The following is a 25,428-nucleotide window of genomic DNA, read 5'->3' as shown; positions in this document are numbered from 1 at the left end:
GTGATGGAACAAAGTGGTCCTCGCCCGCACCCCCTGACCGGCGGGCGGGACCACTTGTTCACTTCACCCCACGCCGCCCCTTCCCCCGCGCCCTGGAGCCCGCCGATGCCGGCCACCGTCCTCACCGCACGTGCCCTCCTGCTCGACATGGACGGCACACTCGTGAACTCCGACGCGGTGGTGGAGCGCTGCTGGCGGCGCTGGGCGCTGCGGGAGGGTCTGGACCCCGAGGCCGCGCTCAAGGTGGTCCACGGGCGGCAGGGGTACGCCACCATGGCGGTACTCCTGCCCGACCGGCCGATGGAGCAGAACTACGCCGACAACCGGGTCATGCTCGCCGAGGAGACCGCCGACACCGACGGCGTGGTCCCGATCGGCGGCGCCCCGGCCTTCATGGACGCGATCGCCACGCTCCCGCACGCCCTGGTCACCTCTGCCGACGAGGCGCTCGCCCAGGCCCGGATGACGGCGGCCGGACTGCGGATGCCGGGCACCCGCGTCACGGCGGAATGCGTCGGCGCCAGCAAGCCCGACCCCGAGGGCTTCCTCAAGGGTGCGGCCGAACTGGGCTTCGCCCCGGCCGACTGCGTCGCCTTCGAGGACTCGGAGGCGGGTGTCGCGGCAGGCCGGGCGGCCGGGATGCGCGTCGTGGGCGTGGGCCCGCGCGCCGCGGCACTGGCGCCGGATGCGCACGTCGGGGATCTGACGCAGATCCGGGTGGAGGCGTCGGCCGACGGCTCGATCCGTCTGCACATCCGTGCCCTCTGACCCGGGAAGACCTCCCCGGGACTCAGTCGCGGCTCAGCCGCCCCCGCGCGACCAGTTCCAGCACCGTGGCAACAGCCACCGCCTGTACGGCCATCAGCGCCACCAGTACGAACAGTTGCACGGCCCCCGCCTGAACCGGTGAGGCGCCGCCCAGCAGCATGCCCACGAACGCCCCGGGCAGCGTGACGAGCCCCACCGTCCGCGTCTGGTCCAGCCCCGGCAGCAGCGCGTCCGACGCCGCGGGCCGGGCGATCTCCAGCCGGGCATCGCGGTCGAGCAGCCCGAGCGCCATTCCCGCCTCCACCTCCCCGCGCCGCGTGGTCAGTTCGTCCAGCGCCCGCCGTCCGCCGAGCACGGTGGCGGTGAGCGCACCCCCGATGAGAATGCCCGTCACCGGGATCAGCGCGATGCCCCGGACCGGCAGGAGCCCGCTGAGCAGCAGCAGGGCGACCACCGGCGCGACCCCCGCGGCGATCGGCACAGCCGCCCACCACCAGGTGCGGTTCCTGGTGATCCGACGTCCGGCGGTCCGTACCGCCACGGCATACATCAGCGCGACGAAGCAGAGCAGCGGTGGCAGCGAGCGGACCACCCAGCCGATGAGCACGGAGACGGCGGCGAGTTGGACCGCGGCGCGCAGCCCTGCGAGGACGATCTCGCGCGACCGGCCGAGCGAGGCCAAGGCGGCGACGGCGGCGGCCGCCGCGAGCAGCACGGCGAGGACGATGCCGAGCGTGTTGTTGACCGGAAGCAGCACGCGGCAACCATAAGACCGACCCACCTCGCCATCCGCGACCCGTCGACACGTCAGCCCCCGCTTCCTCATATCCCTCGCGTACGGGCCCGGACACCCCCCATGGGCCGCGAACATCCGCGCAGGCCCGCACATTTCCTTCCGTACGGCCTCGCACCGCAGCCCGGTCCGCCCCAACCTTGATGTGACGTGCTCATGTCGCCACCCTGTTACCTGGCGCCCACCCCACAGAAACCTGGCGCCGCCACGATGGCCGGGCTCCACAGGTCGCCCGTCCAGGATCCCCCCGCATCAAGGGAGTTCGCATGTCAGGTGTCTACGCGCGTCGCATAGGCATGGTCGTCGCCTCCGCCGCACTTGCCGCAACCACGGGGCTGCTCACCGCACCCACCGCCCAAGCGGCCATGCCCACCCCGGTCAGCGCCTCCACCGCCCGCACCTATCTGAGCGAGCTGACGGTGTCGGCGGAAGGCTCGTCGACCGGCTACAGCCGGGACAAGTTTCCGCACTGGATCACCCAGTCGGGCACCTGCAACACCCGCGAGGTCGTCCTGAAGCGCGACGGCACGAACGTGGTCCAGGACTCCAGCTGCGCCGCCGTCAGCGGCAGTTGGTACTCGGAGTACGACGGAGCCACCTGGACCGCCGCCTCCGACCTGGACATCGACCACATGGTCCCGCTCGCCGAGGCCTGGCGCTCCGGCGCGAGCAGCTGGACCACCGCCCAACGCCAGGCGTACGCCAACGATCTGACGCGCCCGCAGCTCATCGCGGTCACGGACAACGTCAACCAGTCCAAGGGCGACAAGGACCCGGCCCAGTGGCTGCCGTCGCGTACCGCGTACCGGTGCACCTACGTGCGCGCCTGGGTGCATGTGAAGCACTACTACAACCTGACCGTCGACTCCGCGGAGAAGAGTGCGCTCCAGTCGGTCCTGAACGGCTGCTGACCTCGGAACCGCCCGACCCCTCTCCGTCGTTCCGTACGGTACGGGGCCGCCCGTACCGTACGGGCCCGTGAGCTCCGTCCGTGCGGGACGACGCGAGGAGGGCACGTCATGGCCGGGCTGCGCCTGGGACCACTGCTGCGATACGTCGACTGGGAGACGGGCTCCACCGCGACCGTCTGGGTGGAGGCCGACCGGCCCACCACGGCCGAAGTCCGATGCGCGGACGGCGCGTCCGGCTCGTCCCGGACGTTCGCGATCGCCGGTCACCACTACGCGCTGGTGGTGGTGACCGGTCTGACCCCGGACTCGACCACCGCGTACGAGGTGCTGCTCGACGGCCGCCGGGTCTGGCCGCTCAAGGATTCCGGCTTCCCCGCGAGCACCATCACCACGCCGCCGGCATCGGCCGATGACACCGGGGACCGGTCCGTCCGGATCTCCTTCGGGTCCTGCCGCTGGGCGGCTCCCCCCTCCGGCGAGCCCGACACCGTCGGCCCCGACGCCCTGGGCACCCTCGCCGCCCGGCTCGCTGCCGACCCCGGTGCCGTACGCCCTGACGTACTGCTCCTGCTGGGCGATCAGGTGTACGCCGACGAGACGTCGAAGGCGACCCGCCGCCGCCTCGCCGCACGCCGGGACCTGAACGAACCGCCGGGCGCCGAGATCGCGGACTACGAGGAGTACACCTACCTCTACGACGAGTCCTGGCGGGACCCCGAGGTGCGCTGGCTGCTCTCGACCGTCCCCAGCTGCATGATCTTCGACGATCACGACGTCGTGGACGACTGGAACACCAGCGCCGCCTGGCTCGCCGATGTCCGGGCGACCCCCTGGTGGCACGAGCGGATCGTCAGCGGGCTGGCCTCGTACTGGGTCTACCAGCACCTCGGCAATCTCTCCCCCACCGCCCTGGCCGCGGACCCGCTCTATGCCGAGGTGCGGGCCGTCCCGGACGGCACGGAGCCACTGCGCCGTTTCGCCGCCGAGGCGGACGCCGAACCCGCTGGTACCCGGTGGAGCTACCGACGTGTTTTCGGCCGAGTACGGCTGCTGATGGTGGACACTCGCGCGGCTCGCGTGCTCGACGAGGAGCGGCGGTCGATGCTCGACTCCGAGGAGGCACGCTGGGTGCGCGAGGAGGCGCTCGCCGACCCCGGCTCGTACGACCACCTCCTGATCGGTACGTCGTTGCCGTGGCTGCTTCCACCGCTCGTCCATGACGCGGAGGAGTGGGACGCCGCGCTGTGCCGTGGCGAGCGGGGTGGGCCCGGCGGGCGCTGGGCGCGGTTCGGCGAGAATCTGCGCCGCCGCTCCGACCTGGAACATTGGGCGGCGTTCCCCGCCTCGTTCCGCCGGCTGACCGAGCTGATCCGGGAGGCGGGGAGCGGCCCGGACGCTCCGGCGACGGTGTGCGTGCTGTCGGGCGATGTGCACCACGCGTACATCGCGGAGCCCTCGTGGGCGGCCGACACGCCGGGAGGTACGCCCGGGGCGCGCATCCTGCAGCTGACCTGCTCTCCCGTGCACAACTCGGTACCCGGTGCACTCAAGGCAGGATTCCGCTTCGGCTGGAGCCGGGCGGGACGGTGGCTGGGGCGAGCGCTGGCACGGCACGGACGGACGGGTCCGTCACCGATCCAGTGGCGCAAGACCGGCGGACCGTGGTTCGGCAATCAGTTGATGACCCTCACCCTGCGTGGCCGGAAAGCTGTACTGGCATTGGTTCAAGCCAAAGAGAACGGCGCCGGTGCGCAGCTGGAGACGGTACTGGACCAGGAACTGACCACCGGCGCGTAGGCAAGGGCCGGAGGCCACTCCCCCCGGTGCAGATGTGACGCGTGAGGTACACGACATCCTCCGGACTCCGATGATGTTCAGGTAAACGGCAGGCGTACGCTGTACAGCTGGCCCTGCCGCTCCTGCCGCTCCCCTGCGACGTCGCGGCGTTGAAACGAATCGGGGAGTAGAAGGTGCTTGAGAGTGTGGGTGCGCTGACCGGCAGCCCATGGATCTATGCCGTGGTCGCCCTCTCGGTGCTCCTGGACGTCTTCCTGCCCGTCCTCCCCAGCGGGGTCCTGGTGATCACCGCTGCGACAGCCGCCGCCGCTGGCTCGACCACGGTCGTGGGCACGGCAGGCAGCCCCGGAGAGGTCCCCCAGGTGCCCTCGCTCCTCGCCCTGATCCTGAGCGCGGCCGCCGCCTCGGTGCTCGGCGACCTCGTCGCGTACCGGCTGGCCTGGCGCGGCGGCGACCGCCTGGACCGGGCGATTGCCCGGTCCCGTCGCCTCACCACCGCGCAGGAACGCCTCGGCGCGGCTCTGAGCCGCGGCGGCGGCATCCTCGTCGTCATCGCCCGGTTCGCGCCGGCCGGCCGCTCGGTCGTCTCCCTGGGCGCGGGCGCCGCGCACCGCAAGGTGAAGGAGTTCCTGCCCTGGTCGGCACTGGCCGGGGTGGCCTGGGCGGGCTACAGCGTGGGCCTCGGCTACTTCGGCGGCCAGTGGCTGGGCGCGACATGGCTGGGTACGGCGGTCTCGGTCCTGGCCCTGTTCGTGGCAGGCGCCCTCGCCGCGTACCTCATGCGCCGCCCCGGAGCGGCGGCCGCGACGGCTTCCGCTCCAGCACCCGCTTCGGCTTCTACGGCGTCCTGACGGCCACCCCCCGCACCTCAAGACCGTCCATCAGTCTGGCGGTCGCTGCGGCGATCTCGTCCACGGCCCGGTCGAACACCTCCTGGTTGTGCGCGGCCGGAGCCCGGAAGCCGGACACCTTGCGCACGAACTGCAGGGCGGCCGCCCGGATGTCCTCCTCAGTGGCCTCCTCGGGGATGGCGGGCGGGCGAAGGGTCTTGATGCTGCGGCACATGACTCCAGTGTGGACCGCCCCACTGACAAGAGGCCGGGACACCCGGGTCAGCTCAGTTCGATGGCGGGCAGCTCATAGCTGCCGTCGATGATCGCGCGCCCCGGCATGCGGAACCTGAGCACAGGCCGGAACTCCCCGTCGGGAGCGGGCAGCCAGTTCGCCGCCGCGGCAGGGTCCGTGGGCGGCTCCTTGCTGATGTGGACCGTCAGCGACCCGTCGGCCCCGCGCACCAGCCCGGGGGTGCGGTCCCCGAGCGAGTGCCGGCCCGCCGGGGGTGCGACGGGGTGGTGGTCCGGCGCGTCGTACATGGTCACGGACCAGAACGCCTCCACCGGCGGCGGCTGCTCGAAGCGCATCACATAGGCGTGCGCACCGCTCAGCGGATTGCCGTCGGCGTCGTGGGAGGTGTGGGCGCACACCTCCTCGTACCCGTGGCTCCCCCACAGAGCAACACGCCCCGCCACCGCTCTGACCAGGTAGGACGCCTCCCGGTCGGCGATCCTCCACTCCGGGGAATCGATCGTCCCCACCCCGAAGTGGTCGAGGTTGTAGTCGAAGAGATGCGGATCCATCTCCCATCCCCCGCCCGTCACCGTGCTCGGCCGGGCGGCCACCTCGACCCGCTCCCTGCCCTGCGCCATCCCCTCGGTGAGTACGCGGACGAGGGCGGACTCGGCAAAGACGTACGGCGAGGGCCCCTCCTCCAGCAGCCCCAGCGGCTGGAACCGGTCCTGGTACGCACAGTCGGCGGCGGCCGGTGGAAAGTCGGCCATCCACACCCTGAGCTGCTCGAAGAACCTCAGCTCCGCCGGTACGTCGGGGTCGGGCGCCGGCAGCCCCGTCCGGTGCGTGCCGGGTTCGAGATACGTGAGCGTGTACTGCTCCTGGAGCGCCCGCACCCGCGTCATGTCGTCCGGACCGTCGAGGACGCTCCGCCCGACGACAGAGACGACGGAGGTCGGCGCATCGATCGCGCCGCGCAGCCCGCTGGGCTCCCGGCCCGACCAGCCCGGCGGCACGATGAGCCAGTCACCCGCGCCCGTGCCGGTGGCCCGGCGCCCCACGTAGGCGAAGTTGTTGGTCCAGGCGTCCACGAACTGCAGCACGTAGTAAGCCCCGCCGGTGTCCGGGACATGCAGCCGGATCGGCCCTCCGGACAGGTCCAGCTGGGCGATCGAATGTGCGGTGTCGCTGTCGACTGACACGGTGTGCACATCGGGGCCGGCCCATGGCCCCGCGTGCGCGAAGTGGTTGAACGGGGTCGGCGCCAGCGGGCCGAAGCCCTCCTGCATCGATCTCTCGACCGTCGACAGGTCGACGACCAGCGGATACCCGTACACGTACGCCTCGGCGGCAAGAGCGACCAGGTCTTCCCCCTGCCCGTTCGGTTCGCCCATCACCTGCGCGCCTTCCCTGCCACGGCCGCTCACGGTGAGCACCGCAGCAGCGGACAGCCCCGGATCCAGGCCTCCGCTGCCGCCGTCGCACGCGCCACCCCCGCCCTCCCGGCCGCCACTAGATGACCGCCTTCGAAGGTGCGGTGCACAGGGCCCAGATCACGAACCCGTCGATCGCGATGGAGATGATCGCCCAGATCGGCTGGTAGGGCAGCCACATGAAGTTGGCGATCATGTTGAGCGCGGCCAGCACGACACCCGTCACCCTGGCCCAGCCGGCACCCTTGAGAATGCTCCAGCCGACGAGTACGAGAACCACGCCGAGCACGAGGTGGATCCAGCGCCAGCCCGTCACATCGAACTTGAAGGTGTACTTGCTGATGCGCGTGTAGACATCGTCGGACGCGATACCGGAGATCCCCTTGATGATCCCCATGACGCCGTCCACCATCAGCAGAACACCGGCGAACATGACTCCCCCCGCCGCCCTCATCCAAGGAGTCGGTGGTGCGACGGTAGCCGGGGGCGGGAGCAGACTGTGCCATGGGAGTCTCCTTGGCCGGAGCGGAACAGCTGAACGAATCCGACCCTGCGTGGCACCCTCCCGCGCGACCACCCGGACGCGTCCGTACAGGTGACGGCGTCGACGTGGCATCGGTCATGAAACAACGCCCCGAAACCCTCGCTGCGTGAACGGTCCCCTCTCGGGCCCTGATCAGCAAAGGGTTCACAGACCTGGGGGTGGAGCGGGTAACCGCGAACACCATGACGGTGACCACGCGATCCCGGCGTGTGGTGGAGAAGGCGAGCCTGTCATTCCTCCGGGACTCCACCGGGGACTGGCCGGAGGCAATCGCAGGATCCGAGGATGGCGAGGTCGAGTACGACCTGGTCCGGGCCGACTGGGAGCAGCGTCGGTAACCGTCAGCGGTGCAGCCGGATCCTGCGGCTTCTTTCCGTACCGGTTCCCAGCTGATCCACAACTCTGGACTATTTCTCTGAAGATGGTGGCAAGGTGGAGTCCGGCGAGTTGGACGGTCGCGGTCTTGACCTAGCAGTTGGCCAGGCCGCGCCACTCCTTGAGTTCGTTGATGCAGCGCTTCCTTAGGATCTCACGAAGCATGCAGACCAACAGATGGGGTGGGAGATGGCAGGTCGGGTCACAGCGGTGAGCAGCAACGGGGCGTACTCGTTCAGCAAGCCCAATCGTGAGTCCGTCACGCTGCTTGCGGGCCTTGGCGTCGAGGGGGATGTCCACGCGGGGGAGACGATCCGCCATCAGTTCCGCATGACCTACGAGCCGGACCTGCCCAACCTGCGTCAGGTACACCTGATGCACGAGGAACTCTTTGACGAACTCGCCCTCAAGGGCTTTGCCGTTTCTGCGGGCCAGCTCGGCGAAAACATCACCACCCGAGGTGTTGACCTGCTCGGCCTTCCTACCGGCAGCCTGCTACACCTTGGCGAGCAGGCGGTGGTGGAGGTGACGGGGCTACGCAACCCGTGCGCGAAGATCAACAACTTCCGGCAGGGCCTGCTCGGAGAGGTCTTCGTCCTCGATCCCGTCTCGGGGGACTTCACTTTCAAGTCCGGCATCATGGCCGTGGTCCGCCACGGCGGCCCCGTCCGCCCGTACGACCCCATCGAGGTCGAGCTCCCACCGGCCCCGCACCGTCCCCTGGAGCGCGTTTAAGGGGGACTCTCTGCACTCGGTGCGGGCGGACGTGGCTGACTTGCTGGAACTATGCGTCAGCGGGGACCTGGACGACGAGTGTGCCGGCGGTGAGGCCGTACGGCTCCCAGCTCGCCGACAGCTGCACCGGCCTGCCGTCGGCGAGGAGCTCATACACGGTACGGACGCACAGGTCACCCTCGCCGATGCCGAGGCGCGCCGCGATCTCCGCCGTGTGTCTTGTGGCGGCGAAGGTTGAGCGCGTGCCTCCCGGCAGCGGGAGTGCCTCGGCCTGACCGGAGGCGCCGTGGCGTTACTTGTTCTGGCAGGCCCTGGCTTTGAACTCCGCTATGGGGACGGTGATTACGGATTCGTCACCTTTGTCCGAGATGTTGTCGTAGCGGACTCTTCCCGGGGTGAGCCGGTCCCGGTCGGTCAAGGTGAAGGAGACGCTGCTCGATGACCACGAGTTGTCCTTGGTCCAGCCGTAGAGGGCATAGGTGGTCCTGGAGGTGAGCGGAGCGAGAGGTCTGGTCGCGGTCCAGCCGGCTGCAGGAGAATCGAGGGTCCAGGTGGCGAGACCGGCCGTGAGGGGGCGGTCGGCGGTCCATGAACCGACCGTCACCGTCTTGTTGACGTCGGCGCTGTCCACGTAGAGGGTCGCGCCATCGATCCGATGCCCGCAGACCATCATGACGCCGAGCAGATGGCCGTCGCCGGTAACGGAGATGCCGGCGACGGTATCGATGGGAACCGTGCACCCTGAGGTTGCGGCCAGGGCCGCGCCGACCGCGACGGCACCGACGAAGCGCCGGAACACCGGCCGTGAAGTGGTCGACCACATGATGAGCCCCCTGCCCCGGGGGGGCATGGGGGCCCCCGGCTCCCGGATGATAGGCGGCGAGCGGCGTCGGGCGCAGCGTCGCCACCCACCCGTTGCGCGCTCGTTGTTGCCTTGTAGTTGCTTGGCTGCGTCAGCCCAACACGGCGCCGATGACCGGCACCTTCTGCCCAACCATCGGTGTCATGCGGAACGGGTGCGGCCACCGGTGATCATCGGTGTGTGAAGACAGTAGATCAGGCGGTGACCTCCCCGTGAGCCCCGCTCGACCTGACGCGGTTGTGGCACGGGGAACTTCCGATCCGTAGCGCAAGCCAGACCGGTCATGCACGGTCGTTCCGGTAGTTGATCGGTCAGCACCGACCGATGCCGGGCACCTGCCGCCGCTGTGGTTGCGGTACAGCGCCGCTGCACGCCGGCCTCCGGCCCCGACTTTCACGTCAGACGCCCGCACTCTGCTCCGGGGGCCGTTGCGGGGGCGCTTCGTTGTCACGCTTTCGGGAAGTCCCTGGCTTTGATCTTCGCCATCCGCCCGTCGGGGTGGTGCCAGACGATGCCTTCGCACCCGTCGGCGCCGGCCAGGGCCACTACGGTGCTACGGATGCCCTCGAACGTCAACTCCGGCACTGAGACGTGCTGCGCCGCGGCATGCTCGACAAGCCGGTGAGCATCGACACCCTCGGGATTTCCGTTCACCTTCGGGCCGATCAGCTCGAAGGTCCCGGTGGACAGCCCGCCCGGACCGGCCGCCTGAAGGGCCTCTGCGTGGAACTTCGCGAACGATGACTGGTCGATCGGTTCCCAACCGATGGTCTTGCCTGTCTCGGTGTCGACGGAGAGGACTATGTAGTTCCGCGGTACCGACTTGCGGGGCTTCACCTCGCGACGCGCCCACCAGTTGCCTGCTTCGTCGAGCATCACGCAGGTGCCGTCGTACTTGCGCGTTGCCTGCCCTTCGCCGGAGAGCACCCATGCGCAGCCGGGCGTCACCTTGGGCAGGACGTGCGCGGGGTTGTTGTCGAAGTCGCGGACGAACATGGTGGGAATCTTCTGCATTCCGGGATCCTGTCGGTTGACCGGCTTGCGCGCATCGGAATTTCGTTCATGCCGCGATCCGCCGCTCTGCCATGGGCAGTCGCAGAACCTCGCTGTGCCCGTACTGCTCGCCGCATCCGGGGCAGCCGAGCTCGACTGCACGGCCGTCTCAGATGGCCCAGCCTCGGAACAGCCGCAGGACCTCACCGAGGTTGAACGGACCGCGGGGCGCCTGGAAGACACCGTCGTGCACCTTCGTCGTGATCAAGATCTAGGGCGTGTTTCGAAAGTCCCGCCGGCTTGGCGACGCCGGGCACGCACGCTCACTGCGTTGTCGGGCTCGCCCCGATACGCCCAGTATCGGGACGCCTTCCGCCTTGCGATCGCACGCACCAGACGCCGCCAGGCCCGCCCTACGGGCGGACGACGCTACTTTCGAAACACGCCCTAGTCCAGGTCCGCCTGCCAGAGGTCGGGGCCGAACACCTCGTACTGAATGTCCTGGGGCGCGACGCCCCGCTCGAGCAACCTGCTGCGCACACCTTGCATGAACAGCAGCGGGCCGCACAGGTAGTACAGGGCGTTGTCGGGCAGATCGACTGCTGCGGGGTTCATCAGTCCCTCGAAGACCCCGTTCAGCGGCTCCATGCTCTCCACGCCCTTCTCGTACCAGGCGTACAGCTCCGCACGCCGCAATTCCAGGACATCGCTCACGACCTGGCGGCGCAGGGGAAACGAGGGCTCGTCGAGATCGGCGTGGAGGAGCGTGATGTGCAGCCCGGACCCGGCCTTGGCGAGGTGCGAGAGCATCCCGGCCACCGGAGCGATCCCGATGCCCGCGGTGGCGAACACCACCGGCCGTCCCGAGTCGTCGAGCACGACGTCGCCGTACGGCAGCGACAGCGTCAGGACGTCGCCCACGTCCACCGAGTCGTGCAGGAGCGTCGACATCTCCCCGTCGGGCTCGTCGCCGACACCACAGACCCGCTTGACCGAGAACTGGCGGTGCTCCCCGTCGTCGGCCCGGGTCAGGCTGTACTGGCGCGGCTGGAGCGCCCCGTCCGGCATCGTCATCCGCACAGTGACGTACTGGCCGGGCAGCGAGGTCTTCACCAGGCGGTCGTCGATCCGCTTGACCACGAAGGTCACCACGTCGGGGGTCTCCCGGATCTTCTTCTCGACCTTCCACTGCCGCCATACCGTCTCCGGCCTGACCCCACGCGCACTGTAGAGGCCGCGTTCCTGGTTGATCAGAGCATTGGCCATCAGCCAGTAGACCTCGTCCCAGGCGGCGGCGACCTCCGGGGTGACCGCGTCGCCCAGGACGTCGGCGATCGCCCACATCAGGTTGTCGTGGACGATCTGGTACTGATCGGGACGGATGCCGAGGGACGCGTGCTTGTGCGCGATCCGCGAGAGCAGGTGCTCGGGGATGTGCTCCGGTGATTCCACCAGTCCGCTCGCGAACGCCGCCACCGATCCGGCCAGCGCCTTCTGCTGTTCTCCGTGGACCTGGTTGCCGCGGTTGAAGACGCCGTTCAGGAGTTCCGGATGCTCGGCGAACATGTGCCTGTAGAAGCGCTGGGCGATTTCTCCGATGTGTTCGGCGACAACCGGCAGTGTTGCTGCGACGACAGGCCGAGAGGTGTCTGAGAGCATGGCAGCTCCCTCCAGCGAGGACGTGTGGATCCCGGCCGTGGGCCCTGAACGGCAGCGGTCACACGAGGGCATCGAAGCGGGCCGGACAGGTGCCGGACGATGATGGAGCGAACCCCTCCGGGTGGGCGGCGACGAGGCCGATCCGAACGCGCGGCCACCTGCCGGGAGGCGGCCTGCTGCCTGGTCAGGATCTGGAATTGTCCCCACCAGGCTATGACGCGCTCCAAGGCCGGGCGAGTCGGCCCAGGCCTGTGCGACTGACATCGATCGCTTACGCCTGGGTCGTCAGCGTGGCTGTTGTGCAAAGCGCCTCTCGCACGTTCCAACCACCGTGATCAGCTGCCTGCGATCGCTCGTACAGCTCGTTCGGGTGCGCACCTCGTGCAGGCTTCCGTCATAACGTCCAGGATCAACCTCGCGATGTGTTTCCTCCTGAAAGTGAAAGAACATGCCGACGTATGTCGCGTTGCTGAACTGGACCGATCAAGGGGTCCGAAACTACAAGGACACCGCGAAGCGCGCCGAGGCCTTCGCCGCAGCGGCACAGAAGCTCGGGGCAAAACTCCTGAACATCTACTGGACCGTCGGTCCATACGACCTCGTGGCCATCGTCGAAGCACCCGACGAAGAAACCGCCACCGCGACACTCCTGCAGCTCGGCGGAGTCGGCAACGTCCGTACCACGACTCTGCGGGCCTTCGGTCAAGAGGAGATGGATCGCATCGTCGCCAAGGCAACTGGCTGACGACCTCCACACACTGCAAGCAATGACGTCTGCTGAGCCGGCTCAGGAGGACGCAGTACAAGTCTGTTGGCGGGTCCTCCTGAGGCGTCCACCTGCGTACATGCCAGGTCTACCTGCCCGATCAGCGTCGTCGTACTGCCGTGGACGGCTCTGAACCATGGTGAATGAGACGGAAACCGAGACGGCCCGGCCTGGGCTGATCCGCCTTGCCCTGTGACTCAGACGCGGACCTGCGAACGACACCTCCGGCCCGGTCCGGCTGCTCCGCGACCCGAAACTGCAGTCGGCCTGGTACGACGCGATCGATGCCGGGGCCATCGCGTCCTGCTACGTGCAACGCGCGGAGTTTCTCCACAGCGCCCGGAACGGACGCGAGTACGACGAGATCGCGGAGATGTTCACCGACCTCTACCCCGACGTGTCGGTGCCGAAGAACGCGGGACGCTGGATCGGCGCGGTGCAACACCGTATGGCCCAGGCCGGGAGCATCTCAGCGCCTCGGCGGTGGACCTCGTGATCGCCGCTACAGCGGCCCACCACGGCTTGGCCGTCCTCCACGACGATGCCGACTACCGCGCTGTTGCCCGGCACGCATCCGACCTGACCGAGCACAACGTCCACGACATCGCCTGAGGCGACCGGACACCGCACGGCGTGGTGCCAGTCGTCCTCCCCGAGCACTTGCGGGACGGCTTCTGCCGACGGCACTTGAGCCCTGACCCCGCGCGGCGGCCGAACTGTGGGCCAGTCCGCGATCTCTTTCCCCGGTAGTCCTGATGGGCCTGGGCATGCTGCTACTCTCATGCCGCTGTGCATGGGGGGCAGTTGGGGGGCTGGGCATTTTCGCAACGCCGACGCGCGCCTGATCGGCCACCGCCGTCCCGTCACGCCTTTCTCCGTTGAGAGGCCCAGGAGGCGACAATGGCCCGTCGTACCACCGCCCGTGGAGTCGTCGCCGCGTTGGCAGTTCTCGCCGTGACCATCGGTCCCGGCCCGCTCGCCGTCACGGCCGACGCGGACAACAGTGTCGGGAGCACCGCCCTCGCGGCGGAGAAGGTCTTCCAGGCAGACCGCTACATACCGCGCGGGGACCGGATCCACACCGCCGGCCCCAGTGGCTATCTGCATGCCCAGGCGGGGCGTTCCGGCTACCTGTGGACGTCGTACGACACCGGTACGACGACCGAACTGGGCGACCTGGCCCGACTCGAACTCCCCGCGTACCTGGGATCGTCGTCCGACGTCGTGGCCGATGTCGTCTCGCCCACCCAGAAGGTCGTCCTCAGGGATTCGTCGGCCGGCACCACCACGGACGTCGCCCTCACCCACGGCGCGTACGAGGCCACCTTCGGCACCCATGTGCTGACCCAGGCCCGGGACGCCGACGGCAACCGCGTGCTGTGGCTGTACGGCGAAGGCGCGCCCGCCGACGGCACCCTCGTCGACGGATGGCCGACCGGAATCCCGGCCAACTTCAGTGTTCTGGGCGGCGACAGCGGCACCGCCGTCATCGGCTACAGGCTGGGAACCGGCGAACGCCACCTGGCGCTGGTGGACCTGGCCACCGCGAAGGTCACCGGCAACGTGACCGTACCCGTCGCCCCCACGGGCGTCGCGCTGAGCGCGGACCGGCTGGTCTGGTACCGGTCCGACAGTGCGGTGGCACACGTCCTGGACCGCGCCGACCTCTCCGCCGCCGAGACGACGGTGACGCTGCCCGGTACGGAGGGCACCCCGTCCGTGGGCATCGCCGGGCGCTGGCTGGTGGTGGCCCGTTCCGTGCCGTCGAACCCGAACGACCTCGTCGACAGGTCCGGCGAGCGGCTCATGGCCGTCCCCCTCACGGGCGGCGACCCGCTCACCCTGCTCCGGCACGCGAACAGCTCCCTCGTCACGGCACCGGACGGCAGTCTGCTGGCCGTGGGCGGCGCCGACGCCGGGCACTGGGCGGTACGCAGGGTCACCGACACGGGGGCGGGCACCCCGACGCTGACGGAGCTCACCGCCGTATCGCCGGTGGCCGCGAAGATCGACCGGCTGTCGCTGCAGAACGGCACCCTGGCCACCGACGAGGCCGACAGCAGCTTCATGGGCGGCTACTACACTCGCCGGATCGCCGCCGACGGAGCGCCGAGCGCGCCGACCTGGCGGAAGTGGGGCGGCCTCGGGGTGGGCCCGTACGCCACCGGGGACGGCCGTGCGGTGACGTTCACCGCCCAATCCGACCCCGTCGGCTCGTACGTCCAGTCCCTCGACAAGACCGACCAGGCCGGTTTCTTCTATCTGCCCTCGGCCTCCGGAACCGTCCTCGACGTCACCGGCCGCTACGCGATCGTCAACGGCTCCTCACCCGCCAAGCAGTACGTCGGCGACCTCGGCGTCTACACCAACCTGCAGCCCATCGTCACCCGCTCCGTCACGGCCGCCTCCGTCTGGGGGACCAGCCTGTGGACGCCGGGTTCCGGTACCGGTGTCGTCACCGCGAAAGACCTGAAGACCGGCAAGACCACTGACACCGTCAGCACCGGCGCCCCGTGCGTCCCCAAGGAGCTGCAGGTGGTGGGCCGCTGGATCTACTGGTCCTGCGGCCCGACCGCGACGGCCGGCGTCTGGGACCGTACGGCCAGGAAGAACATCCCCGTCCCGTCCGGCCAGGCGCTGCTCGGCGACGGCTACCTCGTCCGGCACGACACCTCGGCCGGGGCGCTCCTCCTCACCGCCTTCGCCGACGGCACCGCGACCACCCACAAGATCGGCGACCTCGCGGCGGGCACCCCCAGTCTCCGCGGGGTGACCTGGACCGTGGACAAGTTCGGCGGGCCCGCGGCCTACGTGGACGCGGACAAGCGGATCCACCTTGTACCCAGTGGAGTCGCCACCCAGCCCCTCTCCGTCATCGAGTCCGAAACGGCCGACAACGCGTGGGAGAGCAGCGCGGCCGGCAGCCCGTGGTGGCAGTGGCGCGGACTGTTCTCCAAGCCCGCCGCCTCCTGGAAGGCCACACTCACCAGCAAGGCCACCGGCGCAGTGGTCCGTACGCTCTCCGGCGGAGAGGTGGACGGCACCCTGACCGCACGGTGGGACACGCGCGACACCAAGGGCGCGCTCGTCCCCAACGGCACGTACACCTTCAAGCTGACGGCCCCGCCCGCCGACGGTTCAGGACCGGCGCTGACGAAGTCGCAGACGGTGAAGGTGTCCGACGGAGCCGCCGTACGCCACGACTTCACCAACAGCGCCGCTTGGGCGCCCGACGGGACCGGCGACGCCCTGACCCTCACCTCGTCCGGCGTCATCAGCTACCGGCCGGGCAACGGGACAGGCGCCTTCGGCAAGAGCATGTCGGCCTCGGGCTGGCCCTCCTCCGTGACACTCGTCCCGTTCGGCGACCTCAACGGCGACCGCCGCAACGACATCCTCGTCCGGTTCAGCAGCGGCGAACTGCGTGTGTACCGGACCATGCGCGGGCAGGCCTTCATCACGAGCACCCCGCGCACCTCGCTGGGCACCGGCTGGAACCAGTACAACGTGCTGACCTCGCCCGGGGACATCACCGGTGACGGGCGTCCCGATCTGATCGCGCGCAAGGCGTCGACGGGAGAGTTGTTCCTGTACAAGGGCACGAGCACGGGGAAGCTGTCGGCACGCGTCCGGATCGCGGCGAACTGGTCGGGCTACAAGAAGATCGTGGGCGTCGGGGACTTCAACGGCGACGGCCGCGGTGACCTCCTGGCTCAGGACCGCTCCAACAATCTCTGGCGCTACGACGGCAACGGCTCCGGCGGCTTCAAGTCCCGCGTGAAGGTGGCCTCCAACTGGGGCTCGTCGTACAACGTCATCGTGGGCGTCGGCGACATCACCGGCGACGGCAAGGCGGACATCATCTCCCGCGACACCTCCGGCAACCTGTGGCGCAACAGCGGGAACGGCTCAGGGTCGATCAAGTCCCGCACGAAGATCGCCTCGGGGTGGCAGGCGTACAAGAGCGTGTTCTGACGTCCCGGCCTGCGACGGCGGCGGAGCACCTGAACTGGGCGAACGGCTGAGGCGCGGTCCTTCCGGGCTGGGTCGACTTCACCGTGGTTCCCCGCCGTATCTGGTGCGGTAGTGGTGCACGGCTGGACGTCGCCGGGCACCTACTCACCGTCGGTGTCGGGGGCGGGAAGGATAGCCGTCAGCTCCTCCGAAGGAGGAAAGATGCGTAGGCCTCCCGTTGGATGTCACGCCGCCACTGCAGGTGCGCAGCGTTTGCCTCCGCACGAACAGCGTCCAACGCCGCACGGTATGCAGACTCGGCTTGAGCCAGCCCCGCCTGACTGGTCGCCTCCGCACTACGCAAGGTGGCCCTCAACTGCGGCCAATGAGCACACTTGCAGGAATCCCGATCAGCGCTACGGCGGCTGCAGACAGCGCACCTATCCCCTCAAGGTCCATGCCGACCATGGTGCCGCAGCTGACGGGCTCAATGGCCGAGGCGAGGTAGGGAGCGCCATCCTCAGACGGGGCGGCGCTCGCGATGACCTCGGAGTTGGAGACGTGGCCTCATCTCTATCAGGTCGATCATGGCGCATCGGAATGCTGAACTGAACGGCCTTCTGCCTGGGTCTCCGGTCCGCAGAGGTTCAGCGCTAACCGCCAACGTTCGCCCCTGTTGGTGTCGGGCACTGGTGTCAGACACCGCTGCCGGACTTGACGACTAACCCTGCGGGCGGCACGGCCCGAGAGCCATGCAAGCGACCCTACTGCGCTCATGCGGGCTGTGAGCGGCCCGCGCTGCCACGTAGTCTCGTTCTCTCCACACGGCAAGGATGGGGGCGTTCACTCGATGGCGAAGCCGGTACGTGCAGCACTGGGGGAAGTCTGGCTCAAGTGCCAGGTCTGCCAGAGTGACCTGTTCCGAGAACGGGGTGTCCTGCTCAACAGCACCGGGATGGAGTTCCTGAAGTTGGCCTGGGCTGACGAGAACGCCACGGGCCTGATCTGCTGGCGGTGCGGATACGTGCACCTGTTCGTCAACAAGGACATCGAGCTCTACCGAGCGGATAAGTGACGGAGATGCGTCCTTTTGGGCCGCTTCGTCGAGCTTCCATCCTCACCTCCACCCACCACTCTCCCCAGCCCCCATCCCGTCCGCCTTCGGCCCACACACCGTGGAGCGGGCGTGGTTCAGGGCGTCAAGGTGGAACGCGCCACTGTACGAACGACCTTGACGCCCTAAGCCGCGACTGCTCGGCTCTGCCTGGGGGGGGCGAAGGTGGTCGTGATGGGAGCCCACGACGCTCGCCACGAATCCGCCGGCACTCGCGAACGGCGCCCCTCCCATCCCGGAGTCTGAGCATCCCCGCCGGAGGCATGTCCTTGGCCCGAGGATCGGTTCTCGACTCAGGGCCGTAGTTCACTGCGGCCCCAGGGGGCCCGGGCACAAGGGGCCAGCCCGCGCCTTGCGTGGGTACTTGAACCCGTAGAGAAGGTTTCTACTCACGCAGCCCACAACTACGCGATGCGCCTGAGGGACTGCCGTCAACTACTACCGTCAACGCCCCCGCAGTAGATGGCTGCGGGGGCGTTCTGGCTGGTGGGTGCGGACGGTTTCGAACCGCCGACATCTGCTTTGTAAGCCTGGCACCGGCCACAGGGCGGTCTTGGCTGGTCAACAGCCGTACAACGGCACCAAGCCTGCCAGCGCATGCCTGCACCGCCTCACACCCCAATTGACCGTGGCTGACTGTTCGATCTGGCACGGATCTGGCACGCGCGCCGCCCAGGGTGCGTTTCCCCTTGAGTGACCGGTTGGTGCCTACACCTACAGCACGGCGCAGCTCACTGGCGTGGGGCTGTCCACGGCCCCGAACGGGCTTGCGAGCGTTCAGAAGCTGTTGGTGCATGCCGTCGGGGTGGTCACTCAGAAAGAAACGCACCCGATCCCAGGCAACCGAATCCGCCGAAACTGTGGTCTGGAGGGCGAGGGAGGGTGCTTGATGCAGGCCAAACAAGAGGTCGAGTTCCAGGAATTCGTCAGAGCGCGGTGGTCCCATCTCGTACGGACCGCGTATCTGCTCACGGGCGACGTGCATTATGCCGAGGACCTGACACAGACGGCGCTGGCCAAGGCGTACCGGCCATGGCGGCGTGTCTCACGCAGTGACAGCCCGGAGGCGTACGTCCGGCGGATCCTGGTCAGCTGCAACAGTGACCGGTTCCGCAAGCGGCGGGTGGCGGAGGCGCTGACCGCGGCGCCGCCGGAGGTGGCGGGGCGCGACGAGGCCGTCTCGTGGGCTGACGAGCGCAGCGCCCTGCTCATGGCGCTGGCCGGACTGCCGCCGAAGCAGCGGGCGGTGGTCGTCATGCGCTACTGGGAGGACCTTTCTGAGGCGGAGGTCGCCGAGGTGCTCGGCTGCTCGCCCGGCACGGTCAAGAGCCAGGCGTCCAAGGGACTGGCGAAGTTGCGTACGTATCTGGGGCTCGCGCAGGTCATGGACGGACCTGTCCGCAGCCGAGCGTCGTCCGGGCAGGGAGGCAGCAGATGAACGAGGAGCAGGAGCAGCAAGAGAGGGGAACCGGAGGGGATTTCGAGGAGCAGTTGCGCGAGTTGCTTGCCGAGGACGCATACACGATCCGGCCCTCGCTGGTGCCGTATCCGGCGATCCGCCGCCGGGGCACGGTCGAGAGGTGGCGCCGTGTGGCGGCGGCCGGGGCGGCCCTGGTGACGCTGACGGTGCTGCCTGTCGGGGCGTACGCGCTGACCGGCGGGGGCAAAGGCGAGGACACGGCGGCGGCAACACCGTCGCTCAGCGCCACGCACCGGACACGGGCGACACCGACGCCCTCCGCGTCACCGTCGGTGCCCGCGCGGCCGGCCACGGAGGGCCAGCTCCTCGACGGAATCACCTTCGGGCAGGCCGCCGCCGGGCTAGAGAAGTGCCTCGCCTACGACCAGTCGAACGCACGCGGCCGAGACGACAAGTTCCACACGGACCTGGGCGCGGCACACGACTACCGGATCATGCTGGCGATGAAGAGCACCGGCGACTCCAACACGCCCAGCGACGGCATGTACGTCGTCGCGGTGAAGGAGCAGCCGCAGCGTATCCGGCTGATCTGCAACATCAAGGGCGGCGAGGCCCAGGGCCTCGGCACCAGCGTAGGATCCGACGGTCCGCCGGATGCTGGCCCCGTGATGGCCGACATCAACGGCGGCAAGCTCTACCAGCAGTCGTTCCTCGACCGCGGCAACTGGAAGCTCCCGTTCCGCTGGGGCGTCATCGGCACGGTCAAGCCGCAGGTGGCCCGGGTGACCGTCTCCTACGGCGGCGCCACCAGCCAGGCCGCCCTCGACCACGGCTGGTTCGTCGCCTCCGGCATCCTGAACCAGCAGGTCACCGTGGCCCCCCACATCAAGGGGTACGACGCCGACGGCAAGCTGGTCTACGACTCCGACAAGGACAAGAACTACCAAAAGACGCTGCCGTAGCGCCGCCTGGCCGGGGGGTACCGCGCAGGGGACGGCACCCCAGGCCGCCCATTCCGGACGCGGCGCTGGAAGCCGGACAAGGCCTAGCCACAGTAAGGCCGTTCAGCCCGGGTCCTGCGTGTCGGCAGTTCACCGTACCTGCGTTGCCCAGGTGCCGAAGGCCGCCATGGGGGCAAACGGGCGACACATGCCTCGCCGTCAGCACGACGGCGGGCCAGCCGCCGTCCCCAGGGGAAGTTGGGTGCGTTTCCTTTGGCACCGTTCCTACCGGCGACGATGCAGCGCGTCGCAGGCGTCCTCGCGGGGCGCCAGATCACCCGGGACGCTCAGTTGCCGCGTAGGACCGGCGTCGTGGATTGCGCAGGTACATAGTGCTCACCCAGGAAGAAAAGCACCCCGCCGCCCACACGTGCCTTGTAAGTTCGATCACGGCCCGGAGGCGGCCCCGGCCTACCGCTTGTGTGCTTTGAACCAGCGGATGGCAGCGATGGTTAGTCCGACGACAGCGGTGATCGTGACAACTGTAGCGATCTTGGCGCCCGGGGGCATTGCTCCGAACACATGCATCTCCATCGTTGAGTGGCTGCGATCGCCTGCAGATACGCGCCCGGGTTCTCGCGTGGGATGACCATGGCATGCCATCCGGCGCTCGTGGCATCCAAGGCGAAAGTCTTGAGGATCTTCTGAGCTCGGCCTCTTTTTCATGCGGAGGCGTGCGGCCCGCATCGCCGAGCCACCCGACGCACCCTCCCCTACCATCCCCAATTGACCGAGGCTCGCCCCCACCCGGTCTCCAACTGCTACGTCGTCGCCCCCGCAAGCGCGAACTTCGTTGCCAAGCTCGCGACGGGCATCGCCGACAACCAAGCACTGACGCAAGTGAGCGAGGCGCTCGGCACGATCGGCGTTCCGGTCGTGGTGTTCCCGCGGGTCAACGCAGCACACGTACGGCACCCAGCGTGAGACGGGCATGTCGCGGCCCTACGGAAGGCGGACGTAGTAGCGAATCATGGGGTTGAGCTGCGCACTAGCTGTTCTGTCCACGGAGGTTGGTGACAGCGATCACGGTCGGGTGATCTTGAACGAGTGAGGGCCTTCCGGGTTCGGTGTGGATTGCGACATCGCCACCGACCAGCAGAAGGCCCTCATGCCCCACCGTAATGCACCCCTGACCGAGACCGGACGGCTGCGTCTGGCCCGCTGCGTCGTCGAGCACGGCTGGCCCCTGCGCAGGGCCGCCGAACGCTTCCAGGTCTCGCCCACGACGGCCAAGCGGTGGGCCGACCGCTACCGCGAGCTGGGCGAGGCGGGCATGACCGACCGGTCCTCGCGCCCGCATCACAGCCCGCGACGAACCCCGCCCCGCACCGAACTTGGATGGAATCGGGTGCAGTGGCTGTCATCCGACGGTGTTCGGCTTCCGGAAGGGGGCTGCGACAGGGGCTTCACAGCGGCGGCAGGGATCGACGCGCGGGCCGCGGCGGCCCGGTTCTCCCTGCCGGACCTGGAGGAGCTGGGCCGTCGCCACGCCCACGACCCGTTCGCCCTGCCCACGCTCCAGTCCCGTCTCACCGGCACGGACTTCCACTCCGACGCGGACTTCACCCGGTACGGCCTGGACGACGCGGCGGTCACCGCCCTGCGTGCCTGGGCCCAGCGCTGGTCGGACGACATCGCCGAGCGGCTGATGGAGGAGGGCGAGTCGCCCGCCAAGGAGTCTCCTGAGTGACGGCCGCCCGGCAGCCGCCGGGGGCGTGGGGCCGACGACGTAAACACCCAGGCTCCTGGTAAGGGAATGGCAAGAGGCTGGTAAAGTCCGCTCACTTGGGCGGGGGCAGGGGGCCCTCGCCGGGAGGGACTCTCACGTGGGCAGACATGCCCTGAGACGGGGCGGTCTGACCGTCGCCGTCTCCGCACTCTCGGTCGCCGTCGCGGCCGTCACCGTGGTCTCGGGGGGCGGCGAGCCGGTCCGTGCGGCCACCGCACAGACAGCGAGAACGACGGAGATTCTCCTTCAGGACCCGCGCACGGAAACGACGCGTTCGGACCGCGTGCTCGCGGCCGGCGAGACCGGCTTCCTGCACCGGCAGGCCGGTGGGGCCGGGCTGCTCTGGACGAACTACGAGGACGGCGGCACCACCACCGTCACCACCCCGCCCGGCAACGCCGGTGCGGGCCAGCCGTACCAGCCGACCACCACCAGCTGCTACGACATCAGCGCCACCTGCCCCTCGGGCACGTTCGGACAGGGCGCCGACACCGTCGCGCTCCCGCACCGGTCGTACACCGAACCCGTCTCACTGTGGACGCCCGGCGGAGCGGACGGCGGCACGCTGCGCACGCTGGACATGCCGCGGCTGGACTACGTCGGCACGTACGGCGGGACTGTCGTGGCGGCCGAGCAGAACACCAGCGTCGACGGCTCGCCCCGGCCCGGCACCGGGCTGGAACTGCTGGACTACGTCGACGGCAAGCAGCGCACCCGCGTGGTGACCGGAGGCCCGGCCGACAAGGTCTGGAAGACGGGCGTCACCTCCGTGCGCACCGGAGACGCCAAGGGCGCGCTGCTCGCGTACCCGGGCGCCGCCGAATCGACCGGCGCCGCGACCTTCGACATCCACTACCTCGACTTCGCCACCGCGGAGCTCACCCAGGTCTTCTCCGGCGCCGGGAGCGGGCTGTCACTCTCCCTCTCCGGTGACCGGATCGGCTGGTACACCCCGGCCGCGGGCCTGCACCTCCGGTCCCGCGCGGACCTCGCCGCCGAGGAGAAGGTCCCGGTGGCGGGCAACGGCACGGCCGGCTCCCCTGTGCTCGTCGGGAACTGGCTCGTCCTGGTGGCGGACCGGGGCCCCGTCACGGCCGTCTCGCTGACCGACGGCACCACGAAGACCCTGCTGAGCCGCTCGTACGGCGACCCCGTCGCCGCCCCCGACGGCTCCGCCCTCGTCACCGGCGGCACGAGCACCACCGACTGGTGGGTGCAGCGCGTCCACCAGGGCGCCGACGGCACCCCGCGGCTGGAGAAGGTGGCCAAGGTGCCGCCGTACGAGAACCCCAAGACGGGCCTCGCGCTCAGCCGGGGCAGCCTGCGCGTGGCGGAGCGCGACCCCGCCGTCAGCAGCACTATGGACGCCACGTCCGTGCGCACGCTGACGACAAACGGCAGCACCACGCTCACCGCGTCCGACGCCACGGCCGGCGACAAGGTCTCGGCCGTGTGCCCGTACCCGGGCACCTCCTGCTCGGCAATGTGGGGCAACAAGGTCACCGCCCCCCGGGACGCCTACCTCGAGACGTTCTACGACGCCGACGAGGGCGGATCGGGTCTGTCGGACGCGGACCGGGTGGCCCGCGTCGGCGACGGCTCGGGCGTTCCCGACCTTGAGTTCGGCACCGAGAAGGGCGCGATCGTCGACGTGTCCGACGACTACGCGGTCTACAACTCGGGCGGCTCCTCCCCCATGCAGTACGTGGGCCACTTCGGCTACGGCCAGAAGCTGAAGCGCTCGGTCCGCGCCGCGGCCCTGAACGGGCCCGTCCTGTGGAGCGCCACCGCCACCGCCGGCCAGGTCACCTCCTACAGCCTCACCACGGACAAGACCCTCACCACGGTCACGGTCCCCGGCGCCGGCTGTGTGCCGACCGAGCTGCAGGCGGCGGGCCGCTGGCTGTACTGGGCCTGCGGCACGGCCTCAGCGGGCGTGTACGACACCAAGGCCGGCACGTCCGCCGCCGTGGCCCCCGGTGACGTGCTGCTCGGCGACGGTTTCACCGTCCGCCACGACCACGCCGCCGACGAGCTGGTCCTCACCGACGCGGCCACCGGCGCCACCCGCGTGGTCGCCGCGAAGGTCCCGGACACCGGCCTGGCCACCGACCGCCGCTACCGCTGGACGGTCGACGAGTACACGGGCCTGGTCGCCTGGTTCGACGCGTTCGAGCAGACGCACGTCGCCACCACCGGCGTGACCCCGTCCGCCCTAACCGCGTTCGACTCGAGCGCCGACAGCTACGCCGCGCCTTCCACCGCCGACTCCTGGACGGGTTCGTGGCTGCTGTCCCGCCCTGTCGGCTCCTGGTCGCTCACCTTCACCTCGGTGGAGAGCGGCGAGACCGGAAAGGCGAGCCGCTCGGTCACCGGCGGTGCGAGCGCCGCCCGGGTCTCGGCGGGCTGGAACGGCAAGACCGCGAGCGGGGCCCGCTTCCCCAACGGCCGGTTCACCTGGACCCTGAAGGCGACGGGCCTGAACACGTCCACCGCCACCACCGTGGCGACCGGCAGCGGCTTCCTCAACAACGGAGCACCGGTACGGCACGACTTCGGCAGCCCCGACGGCCCGGACGGCACTGGCGACCTGCTGACCCTCAACTCCTCGGGCACCCTGACCTTCCAGAGGGGCACGGGCACGGGGACGTTCTCGAGCAAGGTCAGCGGCAGCGGCTGGGCGACCAGCGTCAAGGCGGTCCCGTTCGGCGACCTGAGCGGGGACCGGTGCAACGACGTCCTGGTGCGCTACAGCAGCGGGGCCCTGCGCCTGTACAAGCCGGGCTGCGGCGCGGCGCTCAAGCCGACGACGTCGTACACCACGCTGGCGACCAGCGGCTGGACCCAGTACGACGTGCTGACCTCTCCGGGTGACATCAGCGGTGACGGCCGGCCCGACCTGATCGCGCGCAACGCCTCGACCGGCGCGGTGTACCTGTACAAGGGCACCAGCACGGGCAAGCTGTCCGCGCGCGTGAAGCTGTACGACAGCTGGAAGGGCTACAAGAAGATCGTCGGCGCCGGTGACCTCAACGGTGACGGCATCGGCGACCTGGTCGTCCAGGACACCTCGAACACCCTGTACCGCTACAACGGCACCGGCAAGGGCACATTCGGCGCCCGCGCCAAGGTGTTCGGCAACTGGGGCGGCACGTACAACGCCGTCGTCGGTGTCGGCGACCTCAACCGTGACGGCAAGGCGGACATCGTCGTCCGGGACAGCGCGGGCAAGCTGTACCGCAACTACGGTGACGGGAAGGGGTCGTTCGGGTCCCGTACCCAGATCGCCACCGGCTGGGGCGGGTACAAGGCCCTCTCCTAGCAACCTGTGGGGCTCGGAAAGTCGTCGCTGCAGGTCAAGCCGCATAGCGGTACTCGTTAATGGCGCCGCCGAGGATGCGGGTGCGCAGGAGTCTGCGGACTTCGAGGTCGTGCACGGTGATGACGGCCGCCCGGGCCGCCACACTCTCCCGGAACGGGTGGAGCAGCTGTCCGCGATCGGGATG

At 69.3% G+C, this 25,428-nt stretch carries 19 protein-coding genes and 4 pseudogenes; 15 read left to right on the top strand and 8 right to left on the bottom strand.

The annotated features are described in order from the left end of the window. The first annotated feature begins 105 nt into the window (after window positions 1-105). Complete coding sequence (locus ACIBB8_RS00900; RefSeq protein ID WP_398948245.1) at window positions 106-768, top strand: HAD-IA family hydrolase; 663 nt, start codon at window positions 106-108, stop codon at window positions 766-768. 22 nt (window positions 769-790) lie between these two features. On the opposite strand, the gene ACIBB8_RS00895 is transcribed toward ACIBB8_RS00900, so the two are convergent. Beyond that, a complete protein-coding gene (locus tag ACIBB8_RS00895; protein WP_398948244.1) occupies window positions 791-1,525 on the bottom strand; it encodes an ABC transporter permease in 735 nt (244 codons plus the stop codon). A 302-nt stretch (window positions 1,526-1,827) separates the two neighbouring features. Here ACIBB8_RS00895 and ACIBB8_RS00890 point away from each other — a divergent pair, with 302 nt between their 5' ends. The 3 genes from ACIBB8_RS00890 (at window position 1,828) to ACIBB8_RS00880 (ending at window position 5,120) form a co-directional block, all read left to right on the top strand. Beyond that, the gene (locus tag ACIBB8_RS00890; RefSeq protein WP_398948243.1) at window positions 1,828-2,472 is read left to right on the top strand and encodes an HNH endonuclease family protein; all 645 of its coding nucleotides are present in this window, start codon (window positions 1,828-1,830) and stop codon (window positions 2,470-2,472) included. A gap of 108 nt (window positions 2,473-2,580) precedes the next feature. Further along, complete coding sequence (locus tag ACIBB8_RS00885; protein ID WP_398948242.1) at window positions 2,581-4,269, top strand: alkaline phosphatase D family protein; 1,689 nt, start codon at window positions 2,581-2,583, stop codon at window positions 4,267-4,269. A gap of 173 nt (window positions 4,270-4,442) precedes the next feature. Continuing rightward, window positions 4,443-5,120: a DedA family protein gene (locus ACIBB8_RS00880; RefSeq protein WP_398948241.1), complete on the top strand. Its 678-nt coding sequence runs from the start codon at window positions 4,443-4,445 to the stop codon at window positions 5,118-5,120. Here the strand turns inward: ACIBB8_RS00880 and ACIBB8_RS00875 are convergent. From ACIBB8_RS00875 to ACIBB8_RS00865, 3 genes are all read right to left on the bottom strand, one after another. Beyond that, the gene (locus ACIBB8_RS00875; RefSeq protein ID WP_398948240.1) at window positions 5,107-5,334 is read right to left on the bottom strand and encodes a DUF2277 domain-containing protein; all 228 of its coding nucleotides are present in this window, start codon (window positions 5,332-5,334) and stop codon (window positions 5,107-5,109) included. The genes ACIBB8_RS00880 and ACIBB8_RS00875 overlap by 14 nt on opposite strands. Window positions 5,335-5,381: 47 nt before the next feature. Then, a complete protein-coding gene (locus ACIBB8_RS00870; protein WP_398948239.1) occupies window positions 5,382-6,731 on the bottom strand; it encodes a DUF1254 domain-containing protein in 1,350 nt (449 codons plus the stop codon). A gap of 118 nt (window positions 6,732-6,849) precedes the next feature. Further along, window positions 6,850-7,224 (bottom strand): hypothetical protein, encoded by a 375-nt coding sequence (locus ACIBB8_RS00865; RefSeq protein WP_398948238.1) that lies wholly within the window; start codon window positions 7,222-7,224, stop codon window positions 6,850-6,852. Between the two features lie 200 nt (window positions 7,225-7,424). On the opposite strand from ACIBB8_RS00865, the pseudogene ACIBB8_RS00860 reads away from it, so the two are divergent. After that, window positions 7,425-7,652 (top strand): annotated as a pseudogene (locus ACIBB8_RS00860) (GNAT family N-acetyltransferase); the annotation flags it as partial. Between the two features lie 226 nt (window positions 7,653-7,878). Beyond that, window positions 7,879-8,424, top strand: a complete 546-nt coding sequence (locus tag ACIBB8_RS00855; RefSeq protein ID WP_398948237.1) for an MOSC domain-containing protein — start codon at window positions 7,879-7,881, stop codon at window positions 8,422-8,424. A 70-nt stretch (window positions 8,425-8,494) separates the two neighbouring features. Here ACIBB8_RS00855 and ACIBB8_RS00850 read toward each other — a convergent pair. From ACIBB8_RS00850 to ACIBB8_RS00835, 4 genes and pseudogenes are all read right to left on the bottom strand, one after another. Then, window positions 8,495-8,635 (bottom strand): annotated as a pseudogene (locus ACIBB8_RS00850) (GntR family transcriptional regulator); the annotation flags it as partial. Window positions 8,636-8,716: 81 nt separating this feature from the next. Then, window positions 8,717-9,247 carry a hypothetical protein gene (locus tag ACIBB8_RS00845; protein ID WP_398948236.1) on the bottom strand — a complete coding sequence of 177 codons (531 nt, stop codon included), beginning with the start codon at window positions 9,245-9,247 and terminating at the stop codon, window positions 8,717-8,719. 486 nt (window positions 9,248-9,733) lie between these two features. Further along, a complete protein-coding gene (locus ACIBB8_RS00840; protein ID WP_398948235.1) occupies window positions 9,734-10,300 on the bottom strand; it encodes a DUF5565 family protein in 567 nt (188 codons plus the stop codon). Between the two features lie 426 nt (window positions 10,301-10,726). Next, window positions 10,727-11,938 carry a globin domain-containing protein gene (locus ACIBB8_RS00835; protein WP_398948234.1) on the bottom strand — a complete coding sequence of 404 codons (1,212 nt, stop codon included), beginning with the start codon at window positions 11,936-11,938 and terminating at the stop codon, window positions 10,727-10,729. Window positions 11,939-12,386: 448 nt separating this feature from the next. On the opposite strand from ACIBB8_RS00835, the gene ACIBB8_RS00830 reads away from it, so the two are divergent. From ACIBB8_RS00830 to ACIBB8_RS00790, 9 genes and pseudogenes are all read left to right on the top strand, one after another. Then, window positions 12,387-12,683: a GYD domain-containing protein gene (locus ACIBB8_RS00830; RefSeq protein WP_398948233.1), complete on the top strand. Its 297-nt coding sequence runs from the start codon at window positions 12,387-12,389 to the stop codon at window positions 12,681-12,683. A gap of 259 nt (window positions 12,684-12,942) precedes the next feature. Next, window positions 12,943-13,316: pseudogene (locus ACIBB8_RS00825) on the top strand (PIN domain-containing protein). Window positions 13,317-13,604: 288 nt separating this feature from the next. Beyond that, window positions 13,605-16,679 carry an FG-GAP-like repeat-containing protein gene (locus ACIBB8_RS00820; RefSeq protein ID WP_398948232.1) on the top strand — a complete coding sequence of 1,025 codons (3,075 nt, stop codon included), beginning with the start codon at window positions 13,605-13,607 and terminating at the stop codon, window positions 16,677-16,679. Between the two features lie 829 nt (window positions 16,680-17,508). After that, window positions 17,509-17,733, top strand: a complete 225-nt coding sequence (locus tag ACIBB8_RS00815) for a hypothetical protein (RefSeq protein ID WP_398948231.1) — start codon at window positions 17,509-17,511, stop codon at window positions 17,731-17,733. A gap of 928 nt (window positions 17,734-18,661) precedes the next feature. Next, complete coding sequence (locus ACIBB8_RS00810; RefSeq protein ID WP_398948230.1) at window positions 18,662-19,210, top strand: SigE family RNA polymerase sigma factor; 549 nt, start codon at window positions 18,662-18,664, stop codon at window positions 19,208-19,210. Beyond that, on the top strand, window positions 19,207-20,154 hold the full coding sequence (locus tag ACIBB8_RS00805; protein ID WP_398948229.1) for a hypothetical protein: 948 nt from the start codon (window positions 19,207-19,209) through the stop codon (window positions 20,152-20,154). The genes ACIBB8_RS00810 and ACIBB8_RS00805 overlap by 4 nt, the downstream gene beginning before the upstream one ends. Before the next feature lie 765 nt (window positions 20,155-20,919). Next, window positions 20,920-21,117, top strand: coding sequence for a flavoprotein (locus ACIBB8_RS00800; RefSeq protein WP_398948228.1), 198 nt, complete (start codon window positions 20,920-20,922; stop codon window positions 21,115-21,117). A gap of 184 nt (window positions 21,118-21,301) precedes the next feature. After that, a pseudogene (locus ACIBB8_RS00795) lies at window positions 21,302-21,526 on the top strand (leucine zipper domain-containing protein); the annotation flags it as partial. A gap of 493 nt (window positions 21,527-22,019) precedes the next feature. Next, window positions 22,020-25,244: an FG-GAP repeat domain-containing protein gene (locus ACIBB8_RS00790; RefSeq protein ID WP_398948227.1), complete on the top strand. Its 3,225-nt coding sequence runs from the start codon at window positions 22,020-22,022 to the stop codon at window positions 25,242-25,244. The last annotated feature ends 184 nt before the right edge of the window (window positions 25,245-25,428 follow it).

Source organism: Streptomyces sp. NPDC051286, assembly GCF_044455345.1.
In the GTDB taxonomy this organism is placed as follows: domain Bacteria; phylum Actinomycetota; class Actinomycetes; order Streptomycetales; family Streptomycetaceae; genus Streptomyces.
Note: the sequence above shows the minus strand (reverse complement) of the source record. Positions and strands in the feature narration are given on the sequence as shown.

Coding starts and splice junctions, on each gene's coding strand:
- ACIBB8_RS00835 (WP_398948234.1), bottom strand. CDS start 11,938: ATGCTCTCAGACACCTCTCGGCCTGTCGTCGCAGCAACACTGCCGGTT.
- ACIBB8_RS00865 (WP_398948238.1), bottom strand. CDS start 7,224: ATGAGGGCGGCGGGGGGAGTCATGTTCGCCGGTGTTCTGCTGATGGTG.
- ACIBB8_RS00855 (WP_398948237.1), top strand. CDS start 7,879: ATGGCAGGTCGGGTCACAGCGGTGAGCAGCAACGGGGCGTACTCGTTC.
- ACIBB8_RS00810 (WP_398948230.1), top strand. CDS start 18,662: ATGCAGGCCAAACAAGAGGTCGAGTTCCAGGAATTCGTCAGAGCGCGG.
- ACIBB8_RS00840 (WP_398948235.1), bottom strand. CDS start 10,300: ATGCAGAAGATTCCCACCATGTTCGTCCGCGACTTCGACAACAACCCC.
- ACIBB8_RS00870 (WP_398948239.1), bottom strand. CDS start 6,731: ATGGGCGAACCGAACGGGCAGGGGGAAGACCTGGTCGCTCTTGCCGCC.
- ACIBB8_RS00830 (WP_398948233.1), top strand. CDS start 12,387: ATGCCGACGTATGTCGCGTTGCTGAACTGGACCGATCAAGGGGTCCGA.
- ACIBB8_RS00820 (WP_398948232.1), top strand. CDS start 13,605: ATGGCCCGTCGTACCACCGCCCGTGGAGTCGTCGCCGCGTTGGCAGTT.
- ACIBB8_RS00890 (WP_398948243.1), top strand. CDS start 1,828: ATGTCAGGTGTCTACGCGCGTCGCATAGGCATGGTCGTCGCCTCCGCC.
- ACIBB8_RS00845 (WP_398948236.1), bottom strand. CDS start 9,247: ATGTGGTCGACCACTTCACGGCCGGTGTTCCGGCGCTTCGTCGGTGCC.
- ACIBB8_RS00885 (WP_398948242.1), top strand. CDS start 2,581: ATGGCCGGGCTGCGCCTGGGACCACTGCTGCGATACGTCGACTGGGAG.
- ACIBB8_RS00900 (WP_398948245.1), top strand. CDS start 106: ATGCCGGCCACCGTCCTCACCGCACGTGCCCTCCTGCTCGACATGGAC.
- ACIBB8_RS00805 (WP_398948229.1), top strand. CDS start 19,207: ATGAACGAGGAGCAGGAGCAGCAAGAGAGGGGAACCGGAGGGGATTTC.
- ACIBB8_RS00815 (WP_398948231.1), top strand. CDS start 17,509: ATGGCGAAGCCGGTACGTGCAGCACTGGGGGAAGTCTGGCTCAAGTGC.
- ACIBB8_RS00875 (WP_398948240.1), bottom strand. CDS start 5,334: ATGTGCCGCAGCATCAAGACCCTTCGCCCGCCCGCCATCCCCGAGGAG.